We start from the raw sequence: 17,938 nt of genomic DNA, 5'->3' as shown, positions 1-17,938 counted from the left end.
ATGAAAGCAGCACCTACTGTCGAAAAGGACAGTCTGTTCAGTCTTGTAGACCGCAGCCAGATCCCCACCGCCACGTTGACCAGACCCAAAGAATCACTCTGGCGGGATCGGCTACGCAGACTTTTCAACAACAAGCTTGCTCTTTTGGGGCTTTCCCTACTAATCATTATTATTGTGCTGGCGATTGTTGGACCTTCCATGGTTTCTTATGCACCGAGTGATCAATCTCTTTTGAAGACGAATCTCTCTCCTTCCAAAGAGCATTGGTTTGGCACGGATGATCTGGGGAGGGACGTATGGGCACGGACATGGGCCGGGGCTAGAATTTCACTCATGATCGGCTTTGCCGCTGCCGCCATTGATTTGGTGCTTGGCATTCTCGTCGGCTGTGTTGCTGGCTATTGTGCTGGGCAGGGTAAAACGGGCGACCGGATCGACAGCATTCTCATGCGTATTATTGAAATTTTGTATAGTATTCCTTATCTGCTGGTCATCATTCTGCTGCTCGTCATTATGAAGCCCGGTCTGCTCACGATGATTATTGCATTATCTATTACTGGCTGGGTCGGTATGGCCCGTGTCGTGCGTGGGCAAATCTTACAGCTGAAGCAGCAAGAATATGTGTTAGCAGCCCGTAGCTTGGGGACATCTCATTCGCGTATTATCTTCAGACATTTGCTACCAAACGCAGCGGCAATCATTATCGTGAATTTGACGTTCACTATTCCGTCGGCTATTTTTGCCGAATCGTTCCTGAGCTTTCTCGGTTTGGGGATTCAGTCTCCTTCGGCCAGCTGGGGGACGATGGCTAACGATTCACTTGGCGTTATTTTAAGCGGTCAATGGTGGCGCCTATTTTTCCCCGGGCTGATGATATCGCTCACCATGCTAGCGTTCAATACGCTTGGAGATGGGCTTCAGGATGCACTTGACCCGCGTTCACAGCATTAACAACAGAGAGATCCCAATTGAAACAAGGAGGGGTGTCACCATGATCCGCAGCTTCTCGCCTAACCGCAGGAAGAACGGCAGTTCCTTTATCGAAGTGCGCACACGCGGCATACCTGCGGGAAAGGAGGATGAATAACTCCCGGTAAGGTGTACCTTATTTTTGGCATAACTAATTACAGTAATGGAGGAAAACCACGATGAAAAAAATGCATTGGATGACGATCATCTTACTTTTGGCCGTAACGGCTTTGGCAGGATGCTCTGGTAATACGGACAAAACAGCAAGCAACGACCCGTCCGCTGCTCCTCAAGCAGATGTCCCGCAAGAAATTACTGCCAATCTGGCAGGTGGAGAGCCTTATACGCTAGACCCTGCTTTCGCATCAGATACAACGTCCTACTTTGTGATTGATAACTTGTATGAAGGGCTGTATACATACGATAAGGCTGGTAAAATCGTAGAAGGTGCTGCTAGCAAAGTAGACGTATCTCCTGACGGCAAAACCTACACTTTTACTATTCGTGACGGTGCAAAATGGTCGAATGGTGACCCACTGACAGCTAAGGATTTTGAATACTCCTGGAAACGGGTACTAAATCCAAAAACAGCTGCCTACGATCCTTCTGCCCTCTACTACATCAAAGGTGCCGAAGCGTACAACACAGGCAAAGGTAAAATTGAAAACGTGGGTGTTACAGCCAAAGATGATAAAACTCTTGTAGTTGAGCTGAAATCACCGCTAAGCTTCTTCCCCACGATCGCTGTCGGTCATGCTTATCTGCCTGTAAACCAATCGGTTGTTGAGAAAAATGACAAATGGGCAGCAGAAGCAGGTACAATTGTCGGTAACGGTGCGTATGTAGCCAAGGAATGGAAACATAACGAACAAATTACGCTGACGAAAAACGATCAATTCTGGAACAAAGATGCCATTACGATGGCAACGATTAATTTTAAAATGGTTCAAGACTCCACAACGTATTATCAAATGTACAAAACGGGCGATCTGGATCTGATTTTGAGCCTTCCCGTGGATACACTGGATCAGGAAAAGAGCAACAAGGAATTCCTGTCGCATCCGTCTTTTAGTGTGTACACCTATTCTTTTAACGTAAAACAAAAGCCGTTTGACAATAAAAAAATCAGACAGGCCATTGCCTACGCGATTGACCGCGAAGCACTGGCTACCAGCGTAACCAAAGGTGGCGAAACTCCGGCTTACGGTTATGTTCCATACGGAACAACAACGCCATCCGGCAAGGACTTCCGTGATGAAGCACCGAAAAAATACTATGAGTTTGACGCTGCAAAAGCGAAACAATTACTGGCCGAAGGTCTGAAAGAAGAAGGTTTGACACAGCTGCCACCGATCACCTTTAAATACAACACTTCGGACAAGCATAAAAAAGTAGCTGAAGCGATTCAGGAAATGCTAAAAACAAACCTGGGTGTTGAAGTGACGCTGGAGAATCAGGAATGGAAAACGTACATTGATACCTTTAAACAGAAAAACTTCCAGATCGCCCGTATGGGCTGGGAAGGAAACTTCCTGGATCCACTCGGCGTATTGGGGCATTATACTTCCAAAAATTCGAACAACTTTACCAACTGGAGCAACCCGAAGTATGACAAACTGATCGAATCCTCAACCTTTGAGCTTGATCCGGAAAAACGCTTTGAACAGCTCCATCAGGCAGAAGACGTATTGATGGAAGATCTGCCGATTATTCCGATCCAGTTCTCTGCGGACACTGCATTAATCAGTCCTAAGATTCAAGGTATCGTATTTGATGCTCGTTCGAACCCAGACCTGCGCTTTGCGAAACGGGTCGAAAAATAATGATTTTACGTTTTGGGATCATCGCCCTGATTGTCAGTACCTTAGGGTTTCTGTACGCCACCCCCCATCTCTTGAATGGTCGTGAACACATGGCTACTGCAAATCTGTTATTCCTGTTGGGGTTGCTGGGCTTGGTGATCGGTGCAATCTTCCACGTTCTGCAAAGCGGTTTTCTAACCCTCTTCCTGCGGGGATTTGCCGACATCGGACAGTTATTCATTCGTCAATCCAAGGCATTACGAGAGGAAAATGAGCGTTTGCGTTCCGATGAATCTTTGTCAGCCTGGAAAACATCCATGTTCCGCCACCTCAAGGTATACACTTCGGGGTGCGGGACAGGGCTTATCCTTTGCTCGATGATATTAATGGGGATGAGTTAGGTTAAAACGATTAGAAGCCTTTGGTCGGTTGGTGGGCGCTGCGCGTGCAGATTGTTCTTCCGATCGCTGTTATCCCCGGATTTCTATTGAATAGAACCTGTAAGGGTAAAATCCGGGGATAAAGGCGAACGCTTCGCTTCTTCAGAACAATTCTGCCCGCTCCGCTGGCAACCTCCGTGGAGATTCTATACGTTTTAGAGGTGTGTAGGGGTGGAAAGATTAGTGGGCCAAGTGATTTAACTTGGCCTAACCCCTAGACAATACAAAAAAAGAGAGAGTTCCGCGGAGTTAATTCGGGGACTCCCTCTTTTTTTGTTTCAATAAATCTACCATCTGCGTCGTTCGTCGCCTCTCAGGGGAAAGTCGCTTAATTCTCCGAGTTGGTCATGTGCAGCCTTATAAATGCGAAGAATAGCTTGTACCTTGTTAAAATCATTGTCTTCAGGGCCGAATCCTTCCATATACATTTTTTGAATAATGTTTTGGAAGAAATCCATACGCTCGCGGACGGAATCCTGCTCGATTTGCAGTACCTCTTCAAAGCTGTGTGTCTCGGCAAAATCAGACAGTTCATCAAATTCCTGTTCCTGATATCGATCTCCCCGAGTTTCGGGATTGAGATCAATAGAGGTACGCAAGGTTGATAATAAAATATTTTCGCGTGCCAGCATGACATGAAAATCTTTGTTCTTAAACAGATCCGTAACGATCAGACGGCACATTTCCTTGTTCTGCAGTAGAATCCCGTCAAAAGGATGCAGCGTCCACACACCGTAGTTAAAAAATAAATTAAAATTGAAGCTGCTGCTTCCATACTGATATACAATGTTAATTTTCGATTCGTCGATGATTTCAAATGAAAATTCCAGCATGCATTCTCCTTTTGGATTCCAATATTTAACTCTATCCTATCAGAAAATGCATGATTTTCAATAAAAAATTTTATTTCACAGAATCATTTAACTCCACAACTGAATCTGCTTTTTCGCTACTGGCAGCCACGAGTAAATAGACAATCACACACCCTAAAATAAAGGACATCATACGCTCGCTCTCTCCTTTTGTCATTCGCTTTTTAAGAGTTTATGCACGAGAATGCTATGTATGTTCATCATGTCCTTTATTAGCTGCTGCCAAACCAAAAAAAGACGCCCTTCGGAGTCATCCCGGCGTCTTCTTAATAGATTATTGCGTTATTGCATATTGGCTATCAGTTCAAAAATGAGCTTAGCCCTTCAGAAGAATTGTTATCTTTCAGTGGTTTGGATGATTCTTTCCCTTCGATCCCCAAACGTTGGCTTAGGTTGGCATTGATTGCTGTCATTTTACTTGTATAATCATGGCAGCTTTCAATAATCCGACGGTTTGATTTTTCAGACAGATCCAAAGCAGATACCAAATCACCAATCGCCTGATTCACAGCCTCCAGTGACATAGAAGGCTTGCTAAGCAGATCTGTCGTTCTCTCGGTCGTCGTTTTGAGAAGCTTCGCATTTTCCTTGAATTGATCTTCAATGGTACGGTTGGTCGCATCGACGGCTGAAATGATTTTGTCCTGATCCGCCAGCGCCATCGCGATCATAGCCGATACAGTGATCAGATTCGATGTTTTATCAATCGCATTATTTACAGAATCAATCAGTTTATCATTGTTATCATTAATAATATCCGTTGCCGCAATCGCCTGATTGTATAACAAAATCATTTCGGTCATAGACTGCGTACGAGTAACTACCTTGCGCAACCCCCGCTTCAGATGAGGCTTACGGTTTTCATTTTCCGGCTTGGCAATCTCGGTCTCAAACAGTTCTTTCAGGCGATTACCAAAGGCGATCTTCGTCTGTAAATTGTAGATTTCTTCAATGGAAGCTTTCTTCAACTGTCTCATGCTGACGATGTTTTCTTCCAGATTATCCTTACCATCTCTCAAGGCAGTAATGATTTTCTCGATGTTCGTCTTCACCGACTGATACTTGTAAATGTAGTTTTTTAACGGGCTTTTACGCAGAAGCTTGCCAAAAAAACTCACATTTTTGCTCTGCTGGAGCGTTTCACATTCATCACGCAGCTTTAAGATCATATTGGATACCTCAGCCCGATCACCGGACATGAGGTCGTTTACCGGACGATCCAGCATTTTAAGGGTCTGCCCCGCACGTTCCTGCGTTTTAACCCCCAGCTTACCGATATCATCCATTAAGGTATCCAAGCTCATGACATCGCTTTGTGATACCTTCTGAATCAGCTGTGAAGCCTCCTCAGTCACCTTTTGTTCATCTTCTTTTTTTAACTCAGCCCATGGGGTCGCCATACGCTACCTCCTATTCTAAAAAACAACTGTTCCCAAGTATAATCGTTGTTTTTCAGAGCAGCTAATTTGCTACTTTTTTATTTTCTTACAAATCGCCTACAATTCGGAACTGCTATAACGCTGGTGAATAAGCTCCGCTTTGCTCTGTAATTCCATCAGATCCTTATGCTCCACCGTAGATACAATTACTGATATTTTACTATCCACATCCCGTAATCCGTTTAACAACGTCCTCCGGTTGGTCCGCTTCGCATCGCCGCTGAGCCGAAGAAACGGATTAATTAGCCCATTCAAATCCTTCAAAATCAATCTCCGAACCGTATGATTCACTTCGCTGTTGTTCAGTTCATGCAAAAGCGGAATGACCCGCTGCAAACGTGCAAATAGAGCCAGCGCCTTCTCGACAATCTCGTTATCAAGCGCATCCTTCTGTCCCTCGGAGATCACCATATCCTCCAGTACCTCCAAATACTCCATCACCTGAGCAAATTCACTGCTCACCTGATCTGGTTGACGTACTTGTCCTGTCATAGACTCCGGTCGAACGGCAGCTACCTTTTCATGCTGCTGTGTCTCACCGACCTGCTCCTGCACCACCGGAATCACGGAACCGGTCAGATTGGGGCGAGGATGGCGAACAGCCATGATGGCGCTGTATCCTCCCAAACCAAGGATCGGAATCGCCAAACACACAAACAGTGGCAACCAAAAACTTAGTAAAAGCGCAATCAGGTAGCTAACCACAGCAATCGTGGCACCCCACATTTTTGACGTCATAGCTTGTACCTCCTGACGTAAACCCTTACCATATTGTAGAAAACAATATTTGTGTGTGTCAATGTACGGATTTACGTATGGTGATTGGCTGCTCGATATGACTGGCTAAAATGTCGTATTGCGGATGAAGTGAACCGATCTCATGACCCAAAGCCGATTTCACCGCTAGATAAGGAAAATTGATACCTGACAAACATGATACATGAAGTCCTCCGGACATCCGCGGATTGATCTCTAGCAGCTTGGCATGCTCGCCGTTATATTTTACCTGAATGTTATAATTGTACGGAATATGATACGCCTCAGCGACCTTCTGTGCCACCTTCAACAGCTCGGGATGCTGCTCCAGCAGCCGTAATCGCCCTCCTGCCTTCCTACGTGGAACTGCCGCTAGCAGCTTTCCGTTCCGGTCAGCCAGGCAGTCAATACTGTATTCGTATCCCTCCAACAACTCCATCACCATCAGATTGGGAAATGATTCTGTGGATGACAATACGCGGTGTGCTTCCTCGAACGAAATATGATTCAGCGCATGTCCGAACAGTTCGTCCAGCGGATTACGTTCATTGTCGATGATACGAAAGCCCATTCCGCCTTCTGCATTACATGGCTTAAAGCATACCTTATGCCCAAGTACTATTAACGACTCATAAGCCTGTTTAAACTGCTCGGCATTGCTGGCAATGGCATAATCGGGAATCGTGACAATGTCCTTTTGACGAATGGATTCATAAAACAGATCCTTTTCCATCAGTTGCTCCAGCAGTTCGGTATCTTGGCATACCATCACTTTTGTCCCAATATCATCGAACAAATAAAGATGCTTGCTAATATCGAGCATATTCCACCGTGGGATAAAGACATCAATTCCGTGCCGCCTGCAAAAATCAGCGCAAAACCGTGCGTACTCCACACCACTGGTGCGAGGCTCTACTTCAGCTACATCACTGGCCTGTAACGCCATATGCTGCGGATCAGAGTGCGTCGCATAGATCTCGAACGGAATACCGTCCTCATTGTTACGAATAGCATTCATATAATGATACGCCACTGAAAACCAGCGGTTAAAATACACTTTAACCTTCTTCACAGAGCCACGTCCCCTATCTATTCTGAAAATGAAGTTTGAGCTGCGAACACACTCCGGTGTATTTCATGAACATATGCCATGATTTCGTTCGCTGCATAAACCCCCGACACTTCTGTAAAACGATAATTGACCTCCAGCTTATCCCGCAGTTGTTCCCGATACAATTCACCATGACGCGGAGCAATCGCATAATCGGCATAGTCCAGCAGACAACGGTCTAGCAAAGAGTCACCGGACGCAACCACGGCCCCTCCATTCGTGAGGTTACGGATATGCTCCACGGCTGCCTGTTTATTCACGGCTGCAGGTACCAGATATATCTTACGACCTTGAATGGATACTTCCCAGCCCATTTCACGCATAATCCGCGCCTTCTCCAGCACCTGTTCCAGCGGCATACGATCCCGTTCAATCATGAAAGCATAGAATAACTCGTCGCAAAAGCGTTCGTTTACCACCCAGTCTTCATGCAGCACCTGCCCGAACACCTGACGTGCTTCTTCCGCGTGAGCACCATCACGGCGCACTTGTTCATGAATACGCCGATTCCACTCTCGATCCACCTCGCCTCCAACGATGATGTTTCCGCCATTACTCGTCACGGCATATGCGGGAACCAACTCCGTCTGAAACACGGTGATTCGTCGATACTGTTCCATCGTCCGAGTCGTCACGGGCATAAACATCACATCTTCAGGCAGTGTCTTTAGCCATTGCAGGGCTTGTTCAGAAATAAAAGCCGACGTCGCCCCGTCTATCTGTTCCGCAGGCAACAGACCAGGGGACTCCAGCGGTACGCCAAGCGAACGTTTGGAGTAAATCAGTGTCTGATCCAGATCACTTGCGTAGATCATTCTTGTCCCCCCTTGAGTGGCTTGATAATTCCGCAGCAGGAATAAGTCAATCCTTCAAATACCTCTACGGGCACTCCACGATCCTTTGCCAGCAGCATAATATGCTGGAGATTCGGATTATCTTCGCGATCAATCAGAATTTTCCACGGCACTCTGCGCAGCAGTACACGAGTCGTCTCCCCCACTCCGGGCTTGACCAGATTGATATCCCGAATACCAAATGCCTGCTGAATCGCCTCAATATCCCGTAAGCCCTGCCATGTCACCGCAGGCGGATTCAATGTCATTAGTTCAGCATATGCAACGGCCGCTTCAGCCACGTCTTGAAAATACCCGGATACCGTATCCACAAACGTATTGGACTGATCCACTGACCGCCAGGATTCATAAAATTTGGCCCCATGGAAATCGTCAGGGCCTATGAGATCGTCGCGTAATACCGTCCGACTCATCAAACCTGATACAGTCGAATTCAGACAAGCACTTGGAATCAAATAATCTTCTCGTGTACCAAAGGTTTCTGAACATCTGCCCGGATCGGCCAGCACCGCCAGATCATCATTTAGGCGCAACCCGTAATCCGCATTCATCTCACGACAGGCCTCAATCAATACCTGGCGAATTGCCCCTTTCCCCGTCCAGCCATCGACAAACTGAAGTTCAATCCCCAGCCCATGCTGCTGTAAAATGTATAATATCGCATTCCGGTCAATGCCTTTGCCACGAATAATAGAAATGCTGTAATGCGGCAAGGATACGCTATACTTCCAGTCAATATAACGCTTGATCAGGATACCAATGGGCGTCCCTGCTCTAGCCAGAGAAACAATCGCCGTATTTAAGCCTCTTTTTCTCACAATCATCTCAGCCACAGAAGCTGCCGCTAATGCAACCTTTTGGGCAGATTGGGCAAGCGTTTCGTGAAACAATGCAATATACTCTGCGGTGGGCTCGTATTCCACTGGCAGCATTTCTGAATAATGGACGCCCGACTGAATCGCCTCTTCACGATCCTCCGTCCCTTTTTCCAACGTAACCCTACTCAAATCCTTCAATAAAAATGTGACATCCGAGGCAGGATAACTGCCTAGCGGTTTGGGCGGATGAATGTTCTTCTGTTGTATTTGCTCCATGAGTGCTTGCTTCATATCCGCGCTCCTTTACTCTCCTGTCTAGTTAAACCGTTAAAATAAACGACATGCACTTTATCGCAGCCCAGACGGTTCAAAGCCTCCAGCATGGGGTTCATCCGCTCTGGGTCCGACTCCCTTTCCATCAAAACGAATATTTCGTCATACTGACCAGGGTCTACATTATAAATAAAATTGCGTATCGTACTGTCCTCAGGCGATGGATATGTCACACCACAAGCGACTCCATACCCTTCTTCTCGGTGGGGATATACCGGGCTGCGTGTCGTCGATTGAAAATACACATCCGGGCCTAACTCTGCTGCAATCCGCATTGGAATGTACATGAATTCTCCCGTGCCCATAACCAGCGTGCGTTGCCCAGAACGAAGTTGCTTCAGTCGTTCGGCTGTACGCGTGATTTCTGCATCCAACGCTGAATTGTCAGTGGATTGTAGACCAAAACGGCCTGTATATTTTAGATAAGGAGCTGTATTGGTGTACCCGTCCGTTGACATGGAGCTGTGTACTACCCGCTCAAAACCGGAAGCCTCCTGTTCAAAACGGTGGTCAATTATTCCAGAAGCATCTTTATTAACCTCTGCCATGCTAGTGGCTGCATGTTCTGGGTGCCCAGCCTGTCCAGCATATTCTGCGTGATCCAGTATTGGTACTCCCTGTACCTCAATCTTTCCTTTGAGCAAGCTTAAAGGCGTAATCGTAATGCCTAGCTCTACCTCCAGATCAGCGAAAGCCTGCTCGTCGCTGTCTGTCCGCCAATCCAATAACGAAGCAATCACATACTGTTTACGCGGAAAATGCCCCTGAATATCCCGTATGATATTAAGCGTTGTTTTCCCCGTCGTAATTTCATCATCTACCAGCACAATCGGGCCATCACCCGCAAAAGCACCTTCATCCAGTGCATAGCAACGATGATCAACAGCGTGCGAATGCTCTTCTTCAAACCGAATAATAGGCCGAAGGCCCGGGATATCCTCGCGTGTCGTATGAATATACGAGGTACCGTCGTCAAACAATCGGTACATGCTGTGTCCCAATGCTGTAGCCGTCTCGGCAAAACCAACAAACTTGATCGGCTCCGTAAAAGCAAAAGCTAAACGCTCATCCATCAGCTTTCGATAGGCCTCTTTCGCATAGTCCGGGTTAAGTAGTCCTCTCACGGCCTCTCCAATCAGTTCATCCATCTGTTGTCCCGCTTGTGGGACAAGCTCCTTATATAGCAGGATCGCCAGCGCCGCACCACTGAGCAGAGAGGTGTATGGGTTTACCGGAATATGCTTGCCCAGCACCTTGCTGACAAATAAAAACGAACGCTTTTTATTGACCCGTGCCGCCATCGCAAACAGCTTGTCCACAGGAAGACGGAATGGATTATGAGTCTCCGTAATTTTAACGCTGAACTGCTCCAGGATTGGCAGCAGATGTGTTTTCGTGGTTGGGTAAGAGACTGACAAAATGTTGTTGTTCATGTAACACCCCGTATACTTTTGATCTATTGATAATTCGATGAGCCCAATTCAAATGCGGCTTAATTTCATTCATTTTGTTGGCATAGGTACTTTTGAATACCCCCAGACTACCATCGTTACGCTCAACAATTTCAAGTGCATCCATATACTCTTCATGTGTCACCGCATACATGGCCTGTACCGGCTTAATATGGGAGGGATGAATAATCGTTTTGCCGATAATCCCATTCTCTTTGTCCATCATGACTTCTCGGATCAGTCCGTCTACGGCATCTGAGATGAAGTCCATCCGCAAGTGTCGGCCCGGCTTCCCAAGTGCATCTTCGAAAGGAGACACTCTTAATTGAGGTTTAAAGACACGTTCTCGGTGAGAGAAATATTCCCATACAGGACCGGAAATGACGTAATTTGAGCCCACGCGTCCAAACAAGTTAATAATATCTGCGATGCAATCCCGAATGACGGCAATTTCATAAATCGTAATATCCGGGCTGCGTCTCAAGCCATATAGACTGGAAAAATCGGTTGCTCCAATGCGTACATTCAACACATATTCCTGGTACTCGTCTAAGATTTCTTTAATCGACAATAGCTCTTTCCAGCGGGTTTCCCGATAAATGATTTTGGAGCTTTCAAGAATCGGTAGCCCGTACAGCACAGGCATGTTGTTTTCGTTTCCTGCCCCTGTATGCATACTCCGGTTATATTCTGCAATGAGTGCAAAATACGCTCGTCCATTATCAGAAGAGAACTTGGGTAAGACAAAGCCCGTGAGCAGCGACAAAGATTCACCCAAACCGTTCAGTAGTCGTTCCAACTGCTCCACAGAGCGCACACGCACAAATAACAAAGGTAATTGCTGTTCACTCATCATCCCCGTCCGTACATAAGACAATAGTTGAAGCAGCTGCTGTGCCAGCGATTGTTCCGCCTGACCAACCTGCTGATCCCCTATCGCATCCTCCAAATCTAAAATGACCGTCGTTAGCCCTTCATGTTTTCCATTTTTGATCTCTTCCGCTACTTCCGAGCGGGTCGCTGGCATGTACAAAGCCGCTCCTATCGCATAAGCCAATATACTTTTGGGAGAACGGTTATGAAACTCCAACGGTGGAGTATAAAAGATCGCTTCTACTTCCTCAGAGGTTAAATCATTAAAATATTTCAGGGCTCTTCCCCTCCTCTTGCTCTTTCTTGCCTGACTAAAGCCCTGTGCTTCGGGTATAAAAGAAATCCCCCCTTAGTTTCAGGAGGGATTTCGCTATACTTTGTACATTAAGCCTCTTTGTCGGCCTTTTTCTTTCTTTTCGCCGAGCTGATAACCATTGTGCCTACAAAGACAGCAATCAAAATGCCGAAGAATAAAATCTGCGACATATGAAAGCCAAAAGCAGCAGCCAGCATTTTACCCCCGATAATGGCGATCATAATAAAGGCTGTCTGTTCCAGTTCCGGAAATTTATCAATGAGCTTGAGGAACACTTGAGCAACACCACGCATCATCAGAACGCCGAGAATACCACCCAGGAACAGAACCCATACTTTCTCGCTCACACCGAAAGCTGCAATGACGCTGTCAATACTGAAGGCAATATCCATCAGTTCGACCATTAATACCGTTTTCCAAAAAGAAGTAGGTTTGTTTTTCACTTCTCCATCACCTTCGGACTTGAATAAGCCCTTATAAGCGATATAGAGCAGATAAGCTGCACCCAGTACCTTAATCAGGGTGAACTTAATCAGGAATGTACCCAAGCCGATAGCCAGGAACCTGAATATATACGCACCCAAAATCCCGTAAAATAAGGCTCTCTTCTGTTGTTCCTTAGGTAAGTGTTTAACCATAACTGCGAGAACCAAGGCGTTATCCGCCGATAAAAGTCCTTCCAGCAAAATGAGAGTTCCTATAATCCCCCAACTCACTGGATCAGTAAGCGTACCTACAACATCACTCCATGAAAAGAAATGGCCGTAGTTTTCGCTGATATTTTTAAACAAATCATTCAACATGAAAAGAGTGCCTCCGATAATTCAATTTATTTGCTACCCTGCGACCAGCGCATGCCCCAGTTATAGGCCCGATCCAACTCACGATGACCACCATAGAACTGCACGAGTCTTTCAATGCTAAACGTTTCATCGTTTACATTTTGGATCATGGCAATCGCACACATCCCTTTGCGATTGTCATGTTCATTCATGTGAACGATAATGTCCGGCCCATCCTTCTGGTACAGCGTGACTACCCCGTCCGCTTGTGACCAGTTCGTGACTCCTTCATAAATGAAGGTAAACACCAAAATGCGCTTAATTTCAGAAATTTTAGCACCGTTGATGCGAAGATTTTCCCCTGTTTTCACAGAGCCTGTACGATCGTCGCCATCCAGAGCAATGTACGGAAAGCGATTTAGAGAACCGAAAACTTCCCCGAGCGCCTGTACAACGCCTTTATCTCCATTCTTCATCTCATATAAGCAGCCCAGATCCAGATCGACACCCTTGGAGCCGCGATTAAAAAATCCCTTGCTTTGCTGCACCTGATTCCAGTTCAGATTGATCAGGATTTCACCCAATCCGCCTGAGCCCTTTTTCAGATTAATGGTGTCGCCCTTCTTCTTCAGCTCAATTTTCCGCAGATTCAGATTCACCGGTGTTGCAGATGGCTCTGGCTTCGGAGCAGGTGGTACTGGTGGCGGCGTTGGTGCTGGTCGAGGCGCTGGAGACGGAGGTGTAGGCACTGGCGTGGGAGGAGCCGGATTATTTTCCACTTCAATCCCAAAATTAACGCACAACGCATCCAATCCACCGGAAAAACCTGCGCCAATCGCGTTGAATTTCCATTCCCCGTTATGACGATACAGTTCACCAATAACAATCGCAGTTTCCACTGTAAATCCACTGTCCAAATTAAACCGCAAAACCTCTCCACTAACCGGATGAGCAAAACGAATGAACCCACCTTGAACCTGTCCAAAATTTTGCCGTTTCTGATCCGCATCATAAATCGTCAGCGTAAACGCAATCTTCTCGATGTTTGCAGGAATTCGCGTCAGATCAAGGGCAAATTGCTTTTTGTCACCGGACTGTTGTCCGTCTGAATAGGTAATAAAGGGCGTGGTCGGATTGTTATAAAAAATTAAATCCTCATCGCCCGATACTTTTCCTCCAGGACCTAGCAAAAATGCCGAAGTATCCAGCTCCAGAGACGCTGGGGACTCCCAGCCAATCCCTACGTTGACATGGGTCAGGCCCGGATTTGTTTTCGTCAAATCCGCCTTCTGTCCCTTTACTACGATAACAGCCATGATTGTGTCACCTTTCTGTCGGTTTGTCATGTGTCAGCGTACGCTAATGTAGCATTTTGCATCATTCGATTCCCAACGCTCATAAGTACAATATATAGACGAACTAAAGCGTTTCGATCTATATATTGCTGATTTGAAAATGCTCTTGGGATTTATGCAAAATGCTCAATGTAATAGCTTAAAAAGAAAGGGTAGCGCCCTATGGACACCACCCCAAGTGGATATTATTGAGCGTCCAAGCCATAGTTTTTAGCAAGCGCACCCAATCCACCAGCAAAGCCACTACCGATAGCCTGGAATTTCCAGTCTGCATTCTGACGGTAAAATTCACAGAATACGACGGCCGTTTCGGTGGAAAAATCTTCTCCCAAATCGTAGCGCAGCACTTCACGATCCGTTGCTGCATCTACCACACGCACAAAAGCATTGGACACTTGACCAAAGTTTTGCGCGCGTGCCTCGTAATCATAAATGGTAACCGTGATCCCGATACGATGGATGTTCGCAGGAATCTTCGAGAAATCAACGATGATTTGCTCGTCATCCCCATCGCCCTCACCTGTGCGGTTATCGCCTGTATGGGTAACCGATCCTGCTCCACCTGTCGGGTTGTTGTAAAATACAAAATCATCCGCAGCTTTGGCTTTGCCGTCTTCATAAAGGAGGAAAGCTGAAGCATCCAGGTCAAAGTCCGCGCCACCACTATATTTATTCGTATCCCATCCAAGACCTACAACGACACGAGTCAAGCCAGGATTCGTTTTGGTCAGATCAATACGTTGTCCTTTGGAAAGGCTAATGGTCATTCCGCATACCTGCTTTCGTTGTATAGATTTTTTATGCCAAACCGTAATCGCGCGTCAATCCTGCAAGACCATCTTGGTAGCCGCTACCAATGGCATTGAACTTCCACTCACCGCTATGACGATACAGTTCGCCTACAACAACGCCTGTTTCGATCGAGAAATCTTCTCCCAGATCAAAGCGGACCAATTCTTCATTGTTTGCTTCGTTTACGATACGAGCATAAGCACGGGACACTTGTCCAAAGTTTTGGCTGCGTTCTTGTGCTTCATAGATTGTAATCGTAAAAGCGATCTTTTCTACGTTAGCAGGCACGTTGCCCAGATCAATTTTAATTTGCTCGTCATCTCCGTCGCCATCACCTGTGCGGTTATCCCCTGTATGAACGACAGAACCGTTCTCATTTTGTGGGTTATTAAAAAAGACAAAGTTCTTATCGGATTCTACTTTACCTTCCGCATTAGCCAAAAATACGGATACGTCCAGGTCAAAATCTTTACCGCCATCGTATTTGTTTGTGTCCCAACCGAGACCAACCATAATTTTGGACAAACCTGGATTTGTTTTCGTCAAATCAATTTTTTGACCTTTGGATAAGTTAATTGCCATGAGTAAGAACCCCTTTTCACATTAAGTTTTGTATGAGTAACTAAAATTACATATAACGCTGAGCCAGCACATCAATATGTACGGCATGGGTTCCTTCACCGATTGCAGCAAACTTCCATTCGTTGTTATGACGATAGAGTTCTCCACATACCAGTGCGGTCAGCCCTTCATAATTATCAGATAAATTAAACGTCACCAGTTCCTTGGAATTAGTACCATCCAGAATGCGGATATACGCCTTCTCGATCATGCCGAAATCCTGTTTCCGGTTTACGCAATCATATATATTCACAACAACAAGCACTTTGTCGACATTGGCAGGAATACGTGCCAGGTCAATCGCAATTTGTTCATCATCACCGTCGCCTTGTCCGGTCAGATTATCACCGGAATGAACGACTGAGCCGCATGGGCTTTTTTTATTATGAAAACATACTACATTGTCCGACTGAGTCAGTTTCCCGTTTGCGTCCAGCAAAATGGCAGAAGCATCACAATCAATGTTCGGTTGCTTCTTGATGCCAAAAAATCCTTTGGACTGCACTGGGTCCCATCCCAATCCAGCTATAACCTTGGTTAGTCCTGTGTTGCCTTTGGTCAAATCAATTTTCTGGCCCTTGACCAGATTAATTACAGCCACTGATTAACACACCTCCCTTCCGTAAAATTTACAGACTAAATTCAGACGGATTCAAACCAAGCGCGCCACAAATTTCAGCAACAATTCGCTGTTCATTGGCATCAAAGTCACCGTCAGCTGCACCAATGGCACTACATACGCCAACGACGAGTCGGCCTACTTCGGGCTTGCCATTCAATTTACCAATCGCCTTCAGTGCTTCCTGTTTACCGATTTGAGGTGAAAATTCAAAGTTCGCTACATAGTGATTGAAACGGTTGATGACCTCACCCATATCAAACACTTTCAATTCTTCACTGATATTTATGTATCCGGCCATTTTTGTTTTCTCATCCGGACTAATCGTACCGTCAGCAAATGCTACTAATGCACAGCCTGCAACAACAGCTTCCATAAAATCTTTATTCTTAAACTTCTTAACTTGGTCTCCAAGTCCTTTTTTAGTTGTATTCAACCAATTTTTAAATGTACTCATGGTTACCTCCACAATTACGTATTTGAGTAAAATGCATCCTAGTTAATTTCTTCCTTTACTATAACCTGAATTACGATCTTTTTCTACAATAATATACAAAAATACGGTAAATACGATCTATTTATTATTGGTATCCTCTCTATCTTTAGCCCTATTTTCTACATAAAAGGCCCTCTTCTATCATCCATCATTTGGTACCCCAATTGCAAGTCTGTGAAATGGTAGAGTTCATAGAAAGGCACAGCCTTCCAATTCAACAGAAGCACTGTGCCTTTCACCATAACCCACGGTTCACCACCGCTTTTTTTAAATTGGTATAGAACGCTTCAAGATCGGTGTGCTCAGGTAGCCCCGAAACTTGTCCATCTCCTAATTCTATAATAATCCATTGCCCTGCTTGTGTACGAGCAATATCCATTGTGAAAAACGGACTTTGGATTTGACGTGCAATCTGAATAAATTCATTCAGATCTGTAGGAACTGTTTCATATGCCGCCTCATCCCAGTAATTAACCGTAAAAACAGGCTCTCCGAACATAAAGAAAAGACGATATTCTTTAGACAAGGGCATACCACTTTTGGGATGAAGGGTAAGAAATTCTAAAGGTACGAACTCCCTTAACACAATTCCTCCATTCAATTCCGTTCCCTGAAGTTCAACAAAACGACGAATCACACGTTCCACATGCACCTGATCTGACGCATCCGGGATATAACAGGCGTCCAGCCAATCATGTTTCCGTGATTTAACGAAGTCCTTGACCATTATTGCTGTCGTTCCAAAAGGCATGACCGCCTCTCGAATATGCTCCGCATCCAATTGGTCCCGCTCCAGCCATACACTCCGAGGCGTAAAATTTTGAATTAACGAGTATGAATCGGGAAAATAGTGACAGTTCCTATAACTCTCAGCACTTGTCAACATCCTGATTCGATTTGCCTCCAAGGCTGCAGTCCAAGCATCATACACTTTGGGTCTTAACATCCATCCACGGTATAGCGCGTTCACGTACTCGCTTCCCTGTTTAGCAACATACTCTCGCATATTCTTAGAAACAATATATGGGTTAGACCCTGATCCTTCCTGTTCATCCTCGATCAGATTATCAAAATTGACCAACCCTATATCAAAACCAAGACTCTGTGCAGCCTCGCACTCTTCACGGTAATCCATATCTACACTTTTAGAATTCAGAGGATCGCTACAAAATAGAAGATACATATGAGTTCCTCCTTTTAACAAATGTATTAGTCTTTAATTTTATTTGCTAAAAATAC

Annotated in this window: 18 protein-coding genes; 3 read left to right on the top strand and 15 right to left on the bottom strand. The window is 45.6% G+C overall.

Going from position 1 to position 17,938, the window contains the following annotated elements; translation table 11 throughout:
* From MKY35_RS04835 to MKY35_RS04825, 3 genes are all read left to right on the top strand, one after another.
* Complete coding sequence (locus MKY35_RS04835) at positions 1 to 951, top strand: ABC transporter permease (RefSeq protein WP_342445755.1); 951 nt, start codon at positions 1 to 3, stop codon at positions 949 to 951.
* Between the two features lie 197 nt (positions 952 to 1,148).
* Positions 1,149 to 2,792, top strand: coding sequence for a peptide ABC transporter substrate-binding protein (locus MKY35_RS04830; RefSeq protein ID WP_342445754.1), 1,644 nt, complete (start codon positions 1,149 to 1,151; stop codon positions 2,790 to 2,792).
* Positions 2,793 to 2,881: 89 nt separating this feature from the next.
* Positions 2,882 to 3,172, top strand: a complete 291-nt coding sequence (locus MKY35_RS04825) for a DUF3899 domain-containing protein (RefSeq protein ID WP_342445753.1) — start codon at positions 2,882 to 2,884, stop codon at positions 3,170 to 3,172.
* A gap of 326 nt (positions 3,173 to 3,498) precedes the next feature.
* Here MKY35_RS04825 and MKY35_RS04820 read toward each other — a convergent pair whose 3' ends face one another.
* The 15 genes from MKY35_RS04820 to MKY35_RS04750 form a co-directional block, all read right to left on the bottom strand.
* Positions 3,499 to 4,044: a hypothetical protein gene (locus MKY35_RS04820; protein WP_029517557.1), complete on the bottom strand. Its 546-nt coding sequence runs from the start codon at positions 4,042 to 4,044 to the stop codon at positions 3,499 to 3,501.
* 338 nt (positions 4,045 to 4,382) lie between these two features.
* Positions 4,383 to 5,483 (bottom strand): toxic anion resistance protein, encoded by a 1,101-nt coding sequence (locus MKY35_RS04815; protein ID WP_342445752.1) that lies wholly within the window; start codon positions 5,481 to 5,483, stop codon positions 4,383 to 4,385.
* A 96-nt stretch (positions 5,484 to 5,579) separates the two neighbouring features.
* On the bottom strand, positions 5,580 to 6,260 hold the full coding sequence (locus tag MKY35_RS04810) for a hypothetical protein (protein WP_342445751.1): 681 nt from the start codon (positions 6,258 to 6,260) through the stop codon (positions 5,580 to 5,582).
* A gap of 58 nt (positions 6,261 to 6,318) precedes the next feature.
* On the bottom strand, positions 6,319 to 7,350 hold the full coding sequence (locus tag MKY35_RS04805; protein WP_342445750.1) for an ATP-grasp domain-containing protein: 1,032 nt from the start codon (positions 7,348 to 7,350) through the stop codon (positions 6,319 to 6,321).
* A gap of 17 nt (positions 7,351 to 7,367) precedes the next feature.
* Entirely contained in the window at positions 7,368 to 8,204 is an 837-nt protein-coding gene (locus tag MKY35_RS04800; RefSeq protein ID WP_342445749.1) for an HAD family hydrolase, read from the bottom strand.
* A complete protein-coding gene (locus MKY35_RS04795; protein WP_029517562.1) occupies positions 8,201 to 9,352 on the bottom strand; it encodes a cysteine protease StiP family protein in 1,152 nt (383 codons plus the stop codon). Before MKY35_RS04795 ends, MKY35_RS04800 begins: the two co-directional genes overlap by 4 nt.
* Positions 9,349 to 10,695: a phosphoribosyltransferase family protein gene (locus tag MKY35_RS04790; RefSeq protein ID WP_342446605.1), complete on the bottom strand. Its 1,347-nt coding sequence runs from the start codon at positions 10,693 to 10,695 to the stop codon at positions 9,349 to 9,351. The genes MKY35_RS04795 and MKY35_RS04790 overlap by 4 nt, the downstream gene beginning before the upstream one ends.
* Before the next feature lie 52 nt (positions 10,696 to 10,747).
* On the bottom strand, positions 10,748 to 11,935 hold the full coding sequence (locus MKY35_RS04785) for an HpcH/HpaI aldolase/citrate lyase family protein (RefSeq protein ID WP_341038830.1): 1,188 nt from the start codon (positions 11,933 to 11,935) through the stop codon (positions 10,748 to 10,750).
* A gap of 167 nt (positions 11,936 to 12,102) precedes the next feature.
* Positions 12,103 to 12,837, bottom strand: a complete 735-nt coding sequence (locus MKY35_RS04780) for a TerC family protein (protein WP_029517565.1) — start codon at positions 12,835 to 12,837, stop codon at positions 12,103 to 12,105.
* A gap of 26 nt (positions 12,838 to 12,863) precedes the next feature.
* Entirely contained in the window at positions 12,864 to 14,132 is a 1,269-nt protein-coding gene (locus MKY35_RS04775) for a TerD family protein (RefSeq protein ID WP_029517566.1), read from the bottom strand.
* A 224-nt stretch (positions 14,133 to 14,356) separates the two neighbouring features.
* Positions 14,357 to 14,938: a TerD family protein gene (locus MKY35_RS04770; protein WP_023987194.1), complete on the bottom strand. Its 582-nt coding sequence runs from the start codon at positions 14,936 to 14,938 to the stop codon at positions 14,357 to 14,359.
* 31 nt (positions 14,939 to 14,969) lie between these two features.
* Positions 14,970 to 15,545 carry a TerD family protein gene (locus MKY35_RS04765; RefSeq protein WP_250243405.1) on the bottom strand — a complete coding sequence of 192 codons (576 nt, stop codon included), beginning with the start codon at positions 15,543 to 15,545 and terminating at the stop codon, positions 14,970 to 14,972.
* 46 nt (positions 15,546 to 15,591) lie between these two features.
* Positions 15,592 to 16,185 (bottom strand): TerD family protein, encoded by a 594-nt coding sequence (locus tag MKY35_RS04760; protein ID WP_342445748.1) that lies wholly within the window; start codon positions 16,183 to 16,185, stop codon positions 15,592 to 15,594.
* Positions 16,186 to 16,213: 28 nt separating this feature from the next.
* Positions 16,214 to 16,660, bottom strand: a complete 447-nt coding sequence (locus tag MKY35_RS04755; RefSeq protein ID WP_103049753.1) for a tellurite resistance TerB family protein — start codon at positions 16,658 to 16,660, stop codon at positions 16,214 to 16,216.
* Positions 16,661 to 16,934: 274 nt separating this feature from the next.
* Positions 16,935 to 17,882, bottom strand: coding sequence for an ATP-grasp domain-containing protein (locus MKY35_RS04750; RefSeq protein ID WP_342445747.1), 948 nt, complete (start codon positions 17,880 to 17,882; stop codon positions 16,935 to 16,937).
* Positions 17,883 to 17,938: the final 56 nt, after the last annotated feature.

Source organism: Paenibacillus sp. FSL L8-0638 (assembly GCF_038593075.1).
GTDB classification, from domain to species: domain Bacteria; phylum Bacillota; class Bacilli; order Paenibacillales; family Paenibacillaceae; genus Paenibacillus; species Paenibacillus polymyxa_D.
This window is presented reverse-complemented; position numbering and strand designations above follow the sequence as displayed.